At 50.8% G+C, this 14,550-nt stretch carries 12 protein-coding genes and 1 pseudogene; 4 read left to right on the forward strand and 9 right to left on the reverse strand.

From position 1 onward, the window contains the following. Positions 1–2: 2 nt before the first annotated feature. Entirely contained in the window at positions 3–326 is a 324-nt protein-coding gene (locus tag SFSGTM_RS07840; RefSeq protein WP_162084675.1) for a helix-turn-helix domain-containing protein, read from the forward strand. Next, positions 310–1,575 carry a type II toxin-antitoxin system HipA family toxin gene (locus SFSGTM_RS07845; RefSeq protein WP_162084676.1) on the forward strand — a complete coding sequence of 422 codons (1,266 nt, stop codon included), beginning with the start codon at positions 310–312 and terminating at the stop codon, positions 1,573–1,575. The genes SFSGTM_RS07840 and SFSGTM_RS07845 overlap by 17 nt, the downstream gene beginning before the upstream one ends. Positions 1,576–2,355: 780 nt before the next feature. Here SFSGTM_RS07845 and SFSGTM_RS07850 read toward each other — a convergent pair. Both SFSGTM_RS07850 and SFSGTM_RS07855 read right to left on the reverse strand, forming a co-directional pair. Beyond that, entirely contained in the window at positions 2,356–3,573 is a 1,218-nt protein-coding gene (locus SFSGTM_RS07850; protein WP_162084677.1) for a DUF1501 domain-containing protein, read from the reverse strand. 8 nt (positions 3,574–3,581) lie between these two features. Beyond that, positions 3,582–4,934 carry a DUF1800 domain-containing protein gene (locus tag SFSGTM_RS07855; RefSeq protein WP_162084678.1) on the reverse strand — a complete coding sequence of 451 codons (1,353 nt, stop codon included), beginning with the start codon at positions 4,932–4,934 and terminating at the stop codon, positions 3,582–3,584. Positions 4,935–5,078: 144 nt separating this feature from the next. Here SFSGTM_RS07855 and SFSGTM_RS07860 point away from each other — a divergent pair. Beyond that, positions 5,079–5,992, forward strand: a pseudogene (locus tag SFSGTM_RS07860) (tyrosine-type recombinase/integrase). Next, on the forward strand, positions 5,989–7,104 hold the full coding sequence (locus tag SFSGTM_RS07870) for an IS91 family transposase (RefSeq protein WP_162083488.1): 1,116 nt from the start codon (positions 5,989–5,991) through the stop codon (positions 7,102–7,104). The pseudogene SFSGTM_RS07860 and the gene SFSGTM_RS07870 overlap by 4 nt, the downstream one beginning before the upstream one ends. Before the next feature lie 219 nt (positions 7,105–7,323). Here SFSGTM_RS07870 and SFSGTM_RS07875 read toward each other — a convergent pair whose 3' ends face one another. The 7 genes from SFSGTM_RS07875 to SFSGTM_RS07905 form a co-directional block, all read right to left on the reverse strand. Then, positions 7,324–7,635: a hypothetical protein gene (locus SFSGTM_RS07875; RefSeq protein ID WP_162084679.1), complete on the reverse strand. Its 312-nt coding sequence runs from the start codon at positions 7,633–7,635 to the stop codon at positions 7,324–7,326. A 90-nt stretch (positions 7,636–7,725) separates the two neighbouring features. Next, complete coding sequence (locus SFSGTM_RS07880; protein ID WP_162084680.1) at positions 7,726–8,064, reverse strand: hypothetical protein; 339 nt, start codon at positions 8,062–8,064, stop codon at positions 7,726–7,728. Between the two features lie 496 nt (positions 8,065–8,560). After that, entirely contained in the window at positions 8,561–8,830 is a 270-nt protein-coding gene (locus SFSGTM_RS17015) for a hypothetical protein (protein ID WP_179954408.1), read from the reverse strand. A gap of 869 nt (positions 8,831–9,699) precedes the next feature. Continuing rightward, positions 9,700–10,911 carry an ABC transporter permease gene (locus tag SFSGTM_RS07890; RefSeq protein ID WP_162084681.1) on the reverse strand — a complete coding sequence of 404 codons (1,212 nt, stop codon included), beginning with the start codon at positions 10,909–10,911 and terminating at the stop codon, positions 9,700–9,702. Further along, positions 10,911–11,648 carry an ABC transporter ATP-binding protein gene (locus SFSGTM_RS07895; protein ID WP_162084682.1) on the reverse strand — a complete coding sequence of 246 codons (738 nt, stop codon included), beginning with the start codon at positions 11,646–11,648 and terminating at the stop codon, positions 10,911–10,913. Before SFSGTM_RS07895 ends, SFSGTM_RS07890 begins: the two co-directional genes overlap by 1 nt. Then, on the reverse strand, positions 11,645–13,030 hold the full coding sequence (locus SFSGTM_RS07900; RefSeq protein ID WP_162084683.1) for an efflux RND transporter periplasmic adaptor subunit: 1,386 nt from the start codon (positions 13,028–13,030) through the stop codon (positions 11,645–11,647). The genes SFSGTM_RS07895 and SFSGTM_RS07900 overlap by 4 nt, the downstream gene beginning before the upstream one ends. Further along, on the reverse strand, positions 13,027–14,505 hold the full coding sequence (locus SFSGTM_RS07905) for an efflux transporter outer membrane subunit (RefSeq protein ID WP_162084684.1): 1,479 nt from the start codon (positions 14,503–14,505) through the stop codon (positions 13,027–13,029). Before SFSGTM_RS07905 ends, SFSGTM_RS07900 begins: the two co-directional genes overlap by 4 nt. Between the last annotated feature and the right edge of the window lie 45 nt (positions 14,506–14,550).

Below are 14,550 nucleotides of genomic sequence, written 5' to 3' on the forward strand. Positions count from 1 at the left end.
TTATGCCAAGCAAACCAATTACTCTTTTCCCGCAAGAAATAAAGCTGCTTACCAATTTAGGTGGGCGATTAAAGCTTGCTCGACTGCGTCGAGAACTTGGCGCAGATACCGTTGCAACAAGGGCGCGCATATCAAGAACAACGCTGTATCGCGCTGAAGAAGGGTCGCCGGCTGTGGCGATGGGCGTTTATTTGCGCATTCTGGTTGTGCTTGGACTTGAGAACGATCTTGCTCAGGTAGCTGTTGACGATAAATTGGGTAGAAAACTTCAGGATATTGGCTTAACCATCAAGAAAAGGGCGCGGAAGAGTGAACGGGAAACTTGAGGTCTGGCTAGATGTTGATTTTATTCCAGAAATAACCAGGGTAGGCACGTTGTCCCACGACAAAGGACAGGTTCGTTTTGCCTATGACGCGAACTGGTTAAAAAATCCTCTGAAATTTATTATCGATCCAAATCTATCCCTCGATGCGGCACCGTTTTATCCAAATCCCGACACGGGTAATTTTGGAATATTTCTCGACTCTTCCCCCGATCGATGGGGACAAACACTGATGAAGCGGCGCGAGCTACTTGAGGCAAAAGATCAAGGGCGTGCTGCTCGCACGTTATATGCATGGGACTTTCTGGTCGGGGTGCAGGACGAGACACGACAAGGGGCGCTTCGTTTTCGCTATGAAGGCGAAATTGAGTTTTTAGCTGGCGACAAATTATCAGCCCCACCCATTACAAGTCTTGGTGAATTGGAGTCTATCGCACGCGAGCTAACAAATAAACGCATTGATGACTTGAATGCATTACGCAAATGGATTTCCGTGCTGGTAGCTCCTGGCGCGTCTCTTGGTGGCGCAAGACCAAAAGCAAACTTTGTTGATAATGATGGTTCGCTTTGGATAGCAAAATTTCCCTCTCGTTATGACCAAATCAATGTGGCAGCATGGGAGATGGTGACGCATACCTTAGCCAAGAATGCGGGGATCAACGTTCCTTCAGCAAAGATTATGCGATTCAATAGTGATCATCACACATTTTGCATCAAGCGTTTTGATCGAACCGAATCAAATCGTGTGTTTTATGCGTCCGCCATGACTATGTTAAAGAAAATTGATAGTGAAAATTCCAGTTATCTTGATATTGCGCAATCAATACAGACGCACTGCGCAGCTGAAAATATCGCATCCGATCTTGCTCAACTGTTTCGTCGCGTAGCTTTTAATATTGCCGTATCCAATCGTGATGATCATTTGCGAAACCACGGGTTTATTCTAAATAAGAATGGCTGGTCACTTGCCCCCGCTTTTGATATGAATCCAAATATTGACAAGGCAGAGCACGTACTAAATATTGACGACAGCGATAATCGGCCTGATATGAATACTGTATTATCCACATCTGATTTCTACGGATTAAAAACAGAGAGAGCGGAACAGATTGTTGATGAAGTCTTGGGCGCGGTGGGAATGTGGCATCAGGCAGCTCAAAGAGTCGGTTTACACAAAGGCGAGATTGAACTTATGGAATCCGCTTTTGATTTAGAACAGCAACAACTATTGCTGCCAGGGCATGAGCAATAAACCTTCAATGGCTTGAATCAACGGAATCAGGCTAGAGTCAACTTCGTCCAAACTTTTCACGGATTGACAATGCACGCTGCACCAGTTTGCATAAAAGGAAATCAAGCCATGTTCCTCAAGCAAAGAAAGGGGTATATCCCCCCCTTAAACTGTGGTGTGCCACAGGCATGTGGCCAAGTTATCTTTCCTGAAAGAATATTTTCTACGGTCTTTCGATCCAATCCCGGAGTAGCAAGGGTGGCATTAGTAAGAAATACCGATAACGCCTTAGCGTGGATATGATCCGTATATGAATAGGATTCGACACGTCGGTTTCTAGACGCATACCCTTTTAGGATGGATTCGAGGTGTTGCCAGTTTTCTGAATAGTTCTGCATTCTGAGTGTGGGTGCGCTGCAATTAAGTTGACCTGCTACATCAGGGTAGCGGCAATTATGGGGCATATCAGAAAATATGTGTTTTCCGAATAACCGCTTCGCTATCTGTAGCAGACGTACCCAGAATTAATGCCTATTGACCTCTATTGGCACGTAAGCGACATTAAAGACTTCAGATTCCAGAGCCATTCTACGACTGCTTTCGACATATTACCAGACACACCCATGCTGCATTGCCAATCAGCTTTTGCTGCTGGATAGGTGAGTCATTTCAAGTAGCTGCTTTGGAAAATAATGAGTGGCGGGTTTGAGAGCAGTACAGGTGGCGGTTTTCACCAGAATACGCAGTGAGGCGGAGCTTCAACAGTGATAGCATCAGCATATGGGCTACTCATACCCATTATTAGCATATCCCGAAATCCTTGATTAACGCCCCGGGTAGCACTTCATTAAGTTGTCTTGTATTGAGCCCATACATGCGTGACAGAATATTTCCAAGCACACTGCGATAATCGTTAAATACAGGTAAATCCCGCTGTTGAAACAAGGTGGCTTCGTTGATGTCCATCAATTCACCTGCTAGTTTGCCACCTGATACACTACCACCCAATATCCACATTGTATTACCGTGCCCATGATCAGTGCCGCGATTGCCGTTTTCACGGAAAGTGCGGCCAAACTCTGACATGACTACCACTGTAGTATTACGCCAGGCGTCAACGCCCAACTCATCAGCATAGCTCGATAGACCTCGTCCAAGATTGCCCAAATTGTTAGCCAGCACACCATTAGATGCACCCTGATTGACGTGTGTATCCCAGCCCCCCACGTCAACGAAACCCACTGCATAAGCTGGGTTGTCGCGCATCAATGCGGCCATTGAACGCGCCACTTTCTCGAAACCACTTGCTTTGGCTGCGCCTCTGGAAGCATCCTTCATTTCTTTATCCAACAATGCGGATACTTGTTGCCGTGTCTGGATACCTTCATCGACGTACATCTGCATGGCTTGTCCTTGGTACAAGGCTTCAAGCATGCTGGTTTGACGTGGATCCGCCATCGCGTTGACCTGCCCTTGCAAGTTAATATTAGGTATCTCAGCAACGCCCTTGAATATCGGTGTGATATTGGAAGTAAACGACATGCCATTCAGATTGCGCCCACCTTGTCGTAACAGTGCAACCAAACGATATAAAAAACCGCTACTGTAATCTAGCGCATGACTGGAATTTTGCCCTAGTTCCATCACATCCTGCGACTGGAAATGACTGCGAGACAAATCCTGACTTCCTGAAAATGGCACCAATACTGCCTGCTGCGCTTGAAACATGGTATGTAGCGATGATGCAACCGCTGGATGTAAGCCATACCCATGACCTATATCCAATGCAGCATCGGGATTGGCTGGATTAGGCTGGGCAAGTGCAATATTAGGTCTGGCGGCATAATAAAACGGATAACCATGTGGAACTAACAGACTTGCCCCATCATAAGCACCGCGTAACATGACGACCAACAGCCGTGGAGATGATGAACTATTAGGAATAGCCCACGTCTTCCAGGACAATCCCAAACCAGTCATGGCCAGTGTTTGATTGATAAATTGTCTACGATTCATCATATTTCGCCTTACCGATACATAAATTCAGGTGAGGAGAGTAGTAAGCTATTCCACTCATCCATCGTCAATGTCTGTCTCAATATCTGTGAAGTCTGGCTGGATAACAGCGGACGAATCAAGTCGTAAATTCCAAAAGTATCGACAGGATGTGCGATACGAGCTTCGTTACGCACAGTCTGCAACTGTTTTTTGTCAGTAGCATCCAGCGAAATCGCCAACTGCTCGTTGGTATAAAGCGTACCAGCATTCCAGAACATGGCACGGGCGATTTCAAAACGTTTGGCCATCTGGTCAGCACTCAAACTGTCTTGCTTACGCATGCCATAGCCTTCTGGTGTTAAATGTGTGTATAGCGGCTCACCTAACTGATTGATCCAGTTTACCACTGGACGCACATCCTGTATGGGCTCGCCGCCATACAGCAGGCGCATTGATGACAGCACATATTGCACTGGGTCTTTGTACTTGCTTCCCAAATACTGACCGCTCGAAAATGCCGCGGAATGAAACAAGGTATTGAGGGTCTTGGCAATATCGCCGTCAGTTTTGCTAAAGGTATGCGCCATCTCATCCACTACGCTGGCAGGTGGATTGTCATCCAAGAAATATAGCGCTAGCTGATGCGCTATAAAATGCGCTGTGGCGGGTTGCTGTGCCAGCATGTCCACCGCACGCACCACCTCATCAGCATTTCCTCCTGCGGGAAAATTCTGACCTAAGAAGAATTTGGCATGTTGATCATGACGCTTGGGATTAAAACAAAACAGTGAACTGGATGCGGTTACATTTGCCAATTGCGATGTCCCGGCCAAGCAGCCATTGCCTGCCAAATCGACTCCAACACCAGTCAATATGCGAGCCAAATTTTCCACATCGGCTTGGGTATATCCGCTGTCAACACCCATGGTATGCAGCTCCATGATTTCTCGGGCATAGTTTTCATTCACCGCACCAGCTGAGTTTTGTGCATTATCCAGATAAATCAGCATGGCTGGATGGGTCAGGGTAGCTAACAGCAAATCACGGAATTTACCCAACACATGCGGTCGTATTGCATGTTCCTCATAATCCGCTAGGAGCAGGCTGTTGTTACCCTTGTATTGAAAGACATTGAAGTGATTAAACCAAAACCAGGTCAACATTTCCTGTAACTGATTAGTTGAATAAATGGCTCGCAATACTCGCCGTTCTGCGGCTTGCTGTACATATAATCCAGTGTGTTGGTTGAGTGCTTGCTGCAATTTATCCTTCATATCAGGGTTAGCCGCATTGACCTGCTGCTCTGCCAAACGACGCTCAGCAAGCAGATCAATGGGGGTGCGCTGGCTAATATCCATCGCTGCAATTTGGCTACGCACCATAGCGGGCAATCCATCATCACCTTGAAACACCAGTTGAACGAAGCCGCTATCGCGGAGAAATATTCCCGAACCATCAAATTACGCAGCATAATTTCGTCTCCCCCAGCAATGGAATTTTGATTACTGTACCACGAGGAGACGACATTGACAGCCCCCACACCCATCCCCGCGCACTTCGAGCACAATCACCAGCGACTGCTGAATTGCCTCAAGCTCAGAGGCATGCAGCCTAAAACCATCGCCTTGTATTCACACGGCGTACGGCGCGCAGCGGTGTATTTTAATGACCAGATAGACGCGCTCACCAAGCCACAATTAACCGACTATTTTGTTCGCATCCTGGATACCCATTCATGGAGTACGCTCAAACATGATCTGTATGGACTGAAGTTCTATTATGCCCATGTACTCAGCCAACCCTGGCCAGGTGCGGATCTGGTTAAACCACCCAAGTCATATAGCCTGCCCGACATCATTACCGTCGCCCAGGCACAACAAATCTTCATGGCCACCCGCGTATTGAGCTACCGCGTATTCTTCTTCACCCTCTACAGCCTGGGCTTACGATTAGGCGAAGGCTTACGCTTGCAGGTAGGGGATATCGATGCGGATCGGATGCGGGTGCAAGTACGCAACGCCAAAGGCAACCGTGATCGATTGGTGCCGTTATCAGAGAACACCTTGCAGGTATTGCGCCGTTTCTGGCTCACCCATCGCAACCCAAGCTTGCTCTTTCCTAATCGACACGGCGGTCTTGCCAAATCGCACTTGGCACGCACCCCGCTGGATCGTGGTGGTATCCAGACCACCTTGGGTCAAGTGACCCGTGACTGTGGCTTAAAAAAAGAATTACACCACACAGCCTGCGCCACAGCTATGCCACCCACCTGATAGAAGCTGGCATCGATTTACTCGAAATTCAGCAGATACTCGGACACCAGTCCATCCTCACCACCATCCGCTACACCCACCTCACCGAACAACGCCATCAGAGCGCACACACTCGCCTTAATCAATTAATGGAGAAATTCCACATTCATTGGGGCAAAGTCAAATGATCAGACTGGCGCACATCGTAGCAACCTACGCAGCTAAACTGCTTGCACAACACGGTCATCACCTATTGCCCAGCCAGCAAGCTGCCTTAACCGCCTTTCAAACCTGCCGTAGCCAGATGAGCCCGAGGATGCAACTTGCCTGTGATGATTGTCAAACACCCAGCTACCTGCCACATTCCTGCGGTCATCGGCATTGCCCGCATTGCCAGGCGCACGAATCACAGCGCTGGATAGACCAGCAATTACACAAATCCATCCCCGCCAACTACTTCATGCTCACCTTCACCGTGCCCGCCCAGTTGCGCACACTGGCCTGGCAACATCAGCGCGTCATGTATGACTTGATCACACGCTGCGCGTGGGAAACAGTCAACACCTTCAGCCAAAACGACAACAAGCTGCGCGGCAGCGCAGGGGCGGTGACTGTACTGCATACCCATAACCGCCGACTGGACTATCACCCCCATGTGCATCTCGTCATGCCCGCTGTCGCCTTTAACCCCAAACAGCGACGCATGCGTCATAAACACGGCAACTACCTGTTTAACCACAAAGCCCTGGCCAAAGTATTTCGTGCCAAATTACTGGCAGGCATCAGACAAGCAGGACTCACCCTGCCAAACGATTACCCGACCGATTGGGTGGTGGATTGCAAAGCCGTCGGCACTGGACAGCACGCTCTGATCTACCTTGGGCGCTATCTGTATCGGGGGGTGATACAGGAGAAAGACATCCTCTCCGACCGGCATGGTCAGGTCACCTTCCGTTACCGGAACAGCCAAACCAAACAAATGGAAACCCGTACCTTGAGTGGTGTAGCCTTCCTGCGACTGATACTGCAACACATTCTGCCCAAAGGCTACCGCCGCGCCCGCAACTTTGGCTACCTGCATCCCAATAGCAAACTACTCACCCAGCTACAGCTGACCCACCTATGGCGACGGAACAATCCGCCGCCAGCGCAACCCAGACCAGCGATACGTTGCCAATGTTGCGGTGGGGTGATGAAGATAGTGCGCACACGTATCAAAGCGATACCGCTAGCCACATCAGCCCCATCTATAAAACGGGAACACAGAGCAGATGACACAGGGTGGGAGACCATGCGCTAAACCAGCCCACACCGCCCACCTGCCAGACTAGGCAGGTATGGCCGTGCTCGCCCTGAAGAAGGCTGAAATTGGGTTAACATGCCCGAAAAGCCGACTAAAAACGGTGAGTTGAATAGAATAAGTTGCTGCAATGGCAACGTGAAGGTCGTGAAATGGCGGGTGGGATGCGTAACGCGTCCAGTTATGCCAGCATAGTCAAAAAGATATTTCCATAAGCGCTCAAGCAACACCCGCCCCAGCCATGCCGGGCTTGTCCAACAAACGGTTCAGATTGTGGCTCGCTTCGCGATCACAATCTAACCTTATTCGTTGGCTTTGGAGATAACGCTCATGCCCCAAGGCTTGATATTGCTTCAATGAGTCAGTATTAACACCATATGTGATCCGATTCAGCAACTGCAAATCAGCTTGCATCGTACCCAATGGTGCCGCATGCACCGAAGTAACTATACACAACAACCCTAGCAGCATAGGCATGCCAATATGCCGCACTACATAATGTTGACCTGACGATTTTTTATTTAAGTGCATAATGTGACCAGTAAATAATTAAGGCCAGACAACATGAACTTGCTGTCTAGCCCAACAAACTAACAATAACAAATTAGTAATGTCGCATAATTACTGACCTATTTGTTTACTGACACCATTTTCTTGTTGATTCAGCATTTTTTGGTCTTGCTTGGTGATGTGCCCACCATCCTGGTGCGCCATATCGCGCTCTTCCTGACGAATTTGATGGTCATCTTTATGTAGCTTGTTAGCTTCGCGTTTGCTCATGTCACCTTCTTTAACTTCCTTGTTAATGCGCTTATCCTGATTGTGTACACGATCATTGACTTGATCACGTCGTGGGTGCGTTTTTTCGAACTTTGATTCGGCCATTGCGCTAGTTGCTGTTGCAGCAATAAATCCAGTGAGTACAGTAATCAGAACAGCTTTGCTTGTGCGGTTTAACATGACAATCTCCATATCGGTTATTTGGTTAAGTAGCTACGTGCTACATTGCAAATAACGATATGGATCAACAGTTGTTGACCATGGTCTGGTTACAATAGGTTTCAGAAATGTATCAATTCTGTATCAAATCGACCACGGCTTAGTGATTGAATCTACTCAGTAGTTGTCGTGTTTGTCGCTAACTTAAAACTGACGAGCTATGCTTGTCGAGTTTTGACCAAGCATTTATTTGTAATTTTAGAGCATATGACGAATCTGAGTCTGGGTGACTATGAAGATTATTTTTCTGCACATAAAATATGCAGAATGCTGGTTACTATTATATTTGAGCGCAGTATTACACTCACTAGTGGGCTTTTTGTCAGGCCAAGGCAATGCAGTTGTCACTTAATTATTTTGTTTGTCTTTTCGCTGCTTATCTTCAGAGCGATGATTATTGGCATAAATAGCAATTACAAGCAGGATAAGGGTTGCAAAACCCAAACCAATTAACGAATTAATGGCCATTTTTATGTCCTTTTTTTCTATAATAAATCGCACTTAACGCAGCATATTTTTCTTCTAACTCATCCCATGCTGCTTTAAATTCTGGACTTGCAAAAAGCCGTTCATCGTCTTCAGGCGTATGTGGCAGAGATTGCAAAACATTACCATTTTTGTCTTTCTTTTTTTCACTATCTTCAGCACGATGTTTGTTAGCATAGATTGAAAATAAAAATAAAACCAGAGTAAAAGCACCGAGCCCAATTAAAGATTGAATCGACATTGTCGTTCTCCAATTCGAAAATAAGACTTAATTAAATTTAAATTGTCTGCACCTGTTTCCATACGCTTTCCGTATAACGGAAATTGTACGTATAAGACCTGCGAACGGCGATAAGAAAACATACCTGCGATCATGAAATCTAGTCGTTGCTTCAGTCAAGTTAGTATAACTCAACATACTAGCACTTAATACTGCTACAAGTTTTTTGAAAGCTTCAATACCTTTTGTGTGTATTCACACTAACGCAAAAAAAATCCTAATGGAATTGGGAAGAGGGATTTATCAATCGACTTCATTATCATGGCAACGAGTCAACAGGACAAACATGACTATGACAACTGACAAGATGATCGAAAAGTAGATAATTTAACCTTGGTTTTTAGCTAACATAAATCAATATAAACCCTAGTCTTTTACTCAAATAGTTAGAAAAATTAAAGTTCGCTTTTTGATGAAAATTACATTAATGTTGGTTGATTTAACTGCGGGATATTAATGCTGAATAGATACTAATGTAGGTAAATACTTGGCTGTAGCAATATATGAACTTTAATATCAATTAAAATGATGGGGTGTAGAATTGCTGAAATAGATTAACAGTCGTCGCTCTACCGACTGAGCTATCAGGGAATTGAAGATAGGCATTATAAAGATTACTGGATAAAACGCAAGTGGTTTTGCTAAATAAAAACCTACAAATGCCTATTTGATGAGGTTTGCGGGGTGAATTGCATATATTTTGTAATTGAAATTAATACTATCCTGAAGTGCAATAATGTGTAGATTCGCTTAACCATTATTCTTTAGGAACAAATTCGAGATTGAGTGCTTTGAGAAAAATGTATTGTTCCACAGAGCGGGGTAGGGCATTACTCATGCCGCAATGCTTCAATCGGATTCATCTGCGCGGCGCGTCTGGCTGGGAAGTAGCCGAACACCACGCCGATGGCTGCAGAGAATAACAGAGATAACAGATTGATGGCTGGGTCAAACGTGTAGGGTACGCCCATCATGCCTGACAGCAGGTACGACGCAACGGTGGCGATGACGATTCCGATTACACCGCCCAGCGCCGACAGCACCATGGCCTCGATAAGAAACTGCAGTAGCACTTCTCTTTCCAGTGCACCCACGGCCAGACGCAAGCCTATTTCGTGTGTACGTTCGGTGACGCTGACCAGCATGATGTTCATGATGCCAATGCCGCCCACCAGCAGGCTTACCGCAGCCACCGCGCCGAGCAGGCTGGTGAGCACGCCCATAGTGCTGCTCAGTGTTTCGGCCAGTTGTTGGGTATCGAAAATGTTGAAATTATCGTCATCGCTTTTGGCCAGATGGCGGCGCTCGCGTAGCAGCTGCCGCAGGCTGGCCTTTAGTGGGGCACTGTCGCTGCCGTCCTGCATTGACACTAGCAGGTTGTCGACCTTGTGGCCGCCAGTGACACGGCGCTGAAGCGTGTGCAACGGTAGCAGTACGGTGTCGTCCTGATCACCCATGCCGCCTTGTCCTTTGGCCGCCAGCACAGCGATAACATCACAGGAAAACTGCTTCACGCGCAACTGCTGACCCAGGCCGGTCTGGCCTGCTGTGCCGCCCCATAATTCGCGCCGCACGGTCTCGCCGACGATACACACGGCCGCCCCCGACAGCTGTTCATCCGGTGCGAACAGGCGCCCGCTGGCGAGCTGCCAGTTGCCAGTCTCGAACCAAGCATTGCTGCTGCCGACGACGGTGGTAGCCCAGTTTCTGCCATTGGCCACGACCGTGGCAGTGGTGCGGTCCTGAGGTGCTACCGCAGCTACGCCACCGATCTGCGCGGCAATGGCTTCGCCGTCAGCTTCGGTGAATTGCGGCACGCCGCCATGACCGCCACCACCGATGCGTTGGCCGGGGCTGACCATCAGCAGGTTAGTGCCAAGGCTGGTGATTTTCTCTTCGATTGCTTGTGTGGCGCCGTTGCCCAAGGTCACCATCGTGATGACCGCGCTGACACCGATGACGATGCCCAGGATGGTAAGGAACGAGCGCAGCATGTTACGTCGTACTGAACGCAGAGCCAGCATGAAGACACTGAACAGCATCAGATGGTTTCCATCGGTGTGGGCGGTGGTGCGGTGAGGGTGGGGTTCGGATTGACCGCATCTTTGGCGATGCGACCATCAATGAAGTGCACCATGCGGCGCGCGTAGGCAGCCATGTCGGGCTCGTGCGTCACCATCAGCACGGTGATGCCGTGGTCACGGTTTAGTGCCATCAGCAGACCCATGATCTCGTGGCTGCGCTGCGTATCTAAGTTGCCGGTGGGTTCGTCGGCCAGCACCACGGCGGGCTGGGTGACGATGGCGCGAGCTATTGCTACACGCTGCTGTTGTCCGCCCGACAATTCAGTTGGTGTGTGGTGTTCCCAGCCAGCCAGACCTACATCACGCAGAGCCTGACTGGCGGCAATGGCACGGGCGCGGGCACCGTCACCGCGGTACAGTAGCGGAAGCTCCACGTTCTCCTGCGCCGAGGTGCGTGCAAGCAAGTTAAAACCCTGAAACACAAATCCCAGATAGCGCCGTCGCAGCCGCGCGCGCTGGTCGCGCGACAGGGCTTCGACATGCGCACCTTTGAACAAATACTCGCCACTGGTGGGCGTGTCCAGGCAGCCCAGAATGTTCATGGCTGTGGACTTGCCCGAGCCACTTGGACCCATGATGGACACAAATTCACCTGCGTTGATCTCCAGGTCGATGCCGTTCAACGCCATCAGCTCGTTAGCGCCGCTACCATAGCGCTTGCTGACGCCGCGTAGCTGGATCAGGGGCGTGCTCATTTTGAGGCCGCGGTTTTCTGCGCGGTGACGACCTGCATGCCAACTTTCAGGTCTCCGCCGATGATTTCGGTCATATGGCCGTCGCTGATGCCAGGCATAACAGCCGTGGCCACTGGCGTGCCGCTCGCACCTACGGGCAGCACCCAGACTTGACGTGCGTTGGCTGTGCTGGCGCTGTCGGCAGCGCCCTTGCGGCTGCTCTCGGTCTTAGGTCGGCCAAAATTGATGCCGGAAGCGAGACCTTTTTTCGCGTCGGCCGCAGCAGTGGTCGGTGTGTAACGCAATGCGGCGTTGGGCACCAGCAGTACGTCTTTGCGCTGTTTGGCTACGATGGTGGCGGTGGCTGTCATGCCCGGGCGCAGGCTCAGATCCGTATTGTTAACGTCCAGGTAGGTTAAGTAGGTGACAACATTGTCGGTGATCGTAGAGCCGAAACCTACGCGCGTAATGTGTGCTGGGAACGACCGGCTTGGATACGCACTGACGGTGAAGGTTGCCTCTTGCCCGAGCTTCACCACGCCGACATCGGCCTCGTCTACATAGACCCACAGACGCAACCTTGTGAGGTCTTCGGCCACGGTGAATAGAGTGACGGCCTGCAGTGAGGCGGCAACAGCATTGCCCGGATCCACCGCGCGGGTCAGCACGACGCCATCGGCGGGTGCACGGATCGATGCTTTTGACAGGTTGATCTGGTTGGTAGACAGCGTTGCTTGCGCGGTTTTAACGGCAGCACGGGCGCTGGCATCGGCAGCTTTAGCGCGGGTGAGCGTCGCACGGGCGACATCAAGCTCGGTTTTGGCTGGCACCTTGCCGCCGGAAAGTTTTTCTACGGCTTCAAGACGCGCAAGGCTGGCTTGCGCCTCTGTGATGGTGGCGGCAGTTTCATTTGTTTTACTTTGAGCGGCGTCCAGTGCCGCCTGCGAACCAGTGACCTGATCGCGTAATTTAGCAGGGTCGAGTTCGACTAGTACTTGCCCCCGCTTGATCTGATCGTTGACATCGGCGTTAACCTTCAGCACCGTGCCCGAGAGTTCGCTGCCTATACTGATCGTGCGTGTGGGCTGTATCGTGCCGTTGGCAGTGACGGTCAGTGTCAGGTTGCCGCGCGTCACTGCCTGTGTGATGTAGACCGGTGCAGCGTTGGCGATTCGGCTCATATACCAGTACCACAGGCCAATGGCTACCAGCAGTATCAGCGCGACGCCTGCCCAAATCATTGGTCGTCGATACCAACTTTTCGCAGTCGGTTCGTCAAGCATTGCGGCCAGATTAGTGGCGGGTGCTTGATCGTTTGCAACCTCGGCTTTAGTTTTAGCATCAGCTGAGTTTGCAGTTGGCGCTGGTGATGCTGCGTCGGGTGAGGGGGTCAGGTCGGTCATGATAGCGGAGTCCGTTGTTCGGTATGGGATGTTGCATGATCGTTGTTGTCGGGTATCCAGCCGCCACCCAGCGCCTTGTACAGACGCACATGATCGGCGCTGAGGTCGGCAGTGGCGCTGGCCACACTGTCCTGCGTGCTGAGCTGGGTGCGCTGGGTTTGCAGCACGGTCGCGAAGTCCACCAATCCGCTGTCGTAGCTCTGGCGCGCAAGCCGCGCGGCATTAGTCGCCGCCTTGGCGGCTTCGCGCAGATGTAACAGGCGCTCGCGGTCGCCGCGTATTGCAACCAGTGCGTTTTCCACCTCCTGTAATGCCTTTAGCACAACAGCTTTGTAGGCCATACCCGCCTGATCCAGCGCGGCCTGCTGAGCGCGAATCTGGCCGCGTATGGCTCCACCGTCGAATACCGGCATGGAGATGCTGGCCAACAGTGAACTGACGACTGACGCGCCGTTGGTTAGCGCTCCCAGTGTCAGCGCGCTCAAGCCGAGCGAACCACCAAGATTGAAACTTGGTAGACGCGCCGCTTCGGCCTGCGATACGCGAGCCAGTGCTGCTGTCACCTGAAATTCGGCAGCCCTGACGTCGGGCCGCTGGCGTAGTGTATCGGCGGGCATGCTCATCGCCAGGTTGTCATCCGCCTGCGGCACCGGGGCGACAGCAGACAGCACAGTCAGCAGGGCTGCCGGTGGCTTGCCGGTCAGCACGGCGAGCGCATGGCTGGCCTGGTCGATGCTGATTTGTAAGAGCGGCAGTTGAGCACGTGTCTGTTCTGTTGCGGCACGCGCCTGCTCAACATCAAGTGATGTGACCAGGCCAGCCTGCATGCGCCACTGCGTGATCTGTTGCGTCTCCTGCTGGCTGGCCAAGTTGTTTCTGGCAATCGTCAGTCGCGCCTGTGCGACGCGTAAGGTGATATAGCTGAGCGCCACTTCGGCGGCAATCGACACCTGTACGTCGCCGAGGCTCGCGGAGCTGGCTCTCGCCGTGGCGGCGCTGGCATTCAGCGCACTCCGTTTGGCGCCAAAGACATCAATCTCCCAACTCGCGTCCAGTCCGGCGTTGAAGTGGTTAATTGCATCGCTATCACCAGATTTACTGCGTTGTGCCGATGCCGAGGCACCGACTGTCGGCAACAGTGCAGCGGCAGCGACATCACGCAGCGCCCGAGCCTGCCGCAAAGCAGCTTCGGCACTTTTTACGCTGGTATTGGCCTGCATGGCCTGTGCCACAAGATTACCAAGCAGCGGGTCGTTAAAGCGCAGCCACCACTGTGTCAGTGAAGATGATCCCACCGATGCCGTGTCATTGGTGACTGACCATGTGGCCGGTACTTCGATAGCGACGGGCGCTGTACGATACGATGAAGTAAGTGATGAGCAACCGTGCAGGGTCAGCAGCAAACCACCCACGACAGTGTGGATGCATATTTTGGCTGTAATGAGCCGGCTACGTGTAGTGAAAGGAATATTCATGGGTTAGGCAGGGATCGTGGGTCCGTGGGTGCTGGCTACTTAGTG

Source organism: Sulfuriferula nivalis (assembly GCF_009937995.1).
GTDB classification, from domain to species: Bacteria; Pseudomonadota; Gammaproteobacteria; order Burkholderiales; family Sulfuriferulaceae; genus Sulfuriferula; species Sulfuriferula nivalis.

Bases quoted from the DNA above. Each gene is read 5' to 3' on its own strand.
- SFSGTM_RS07840 (WP_162084675.1), top strand. From the start codon at position 3: ATGCCAAGCAAACCAATTACTCTTTTCCCGCAAGAAATAAAGCTGCTT.
- SFSGTM_RS07850 (WP_162084677.1), bottom strand. From the start codon at position 3,573: ATGATGAATCGTAGACAATTTATCAATCAAACACTGGCCATGACTGGT.
- SFSGTM_RS07855 (WP_162084678.1), bottom strand. From the start codon at position 4,934: ATGGTGCGTAGCCAAATTGCAGCGATGGATATTAGCCAGCGCACCCCC.
- SFSGTM_RS07870 (WP_162083488.1), top strand. From the start codon at position 5,989: ATGATCAGACTGGCGCACATCGTAGCAACCTACGCAGCTAAACTGCTT.
- SFSGTM_RS07875 (WP_162084679.1), bottom strand. From the start codon at position 7,635: ATGCACTTAAATAAAAAATCGTCAGGTCAACATTATGTAGTGCGGCAT.
- SFSGTM_RS07880 (WP_162084680.1), bottom strand. From the start codon at position 8,064: ATGTTAAACCGCACAAGCAAAGCTGTTCTGATTACTGTACTCACTGGA.
- SFSGTM_RS17015 (WP_179954408.1), bottom strand. From the start codon at position 8,830: ATGTCGATTCAATCTTTAATTGGGCTCGGTGCTTTTACTCTGGTTTTA.
- SFSGTM_RS07890 (WP_162084681.1), bottom strand. From the start codon at position 10,911: ATGCTGTTCAGTGTCTTCATGCTGGCTCTGCGTTCAGTACGACGTAAC.
- SFSGTM_RS07895 (WP_162084682.1), bottom strand. From the start codon at position 11,648: ATGAGCACGCCCCTGATCCAGCTACGCGGCGTCAGCAAGCGCTATGGT.
- SFSGTM_RS07900 (WP_162084683.1), bottom strand. From the start codon at position 13,030: ATGACCGACCTGACCCCCTCACCCGACGCAGCATCACCAGCGCCAACT.
- SFSGTM_RS07905 (WP_162084684.1), bottom strand. From the start codon at position 14,505: ATGAATATTCCTTTCACTACACGTAGCCGGCTCATTACAGCCAAAATA.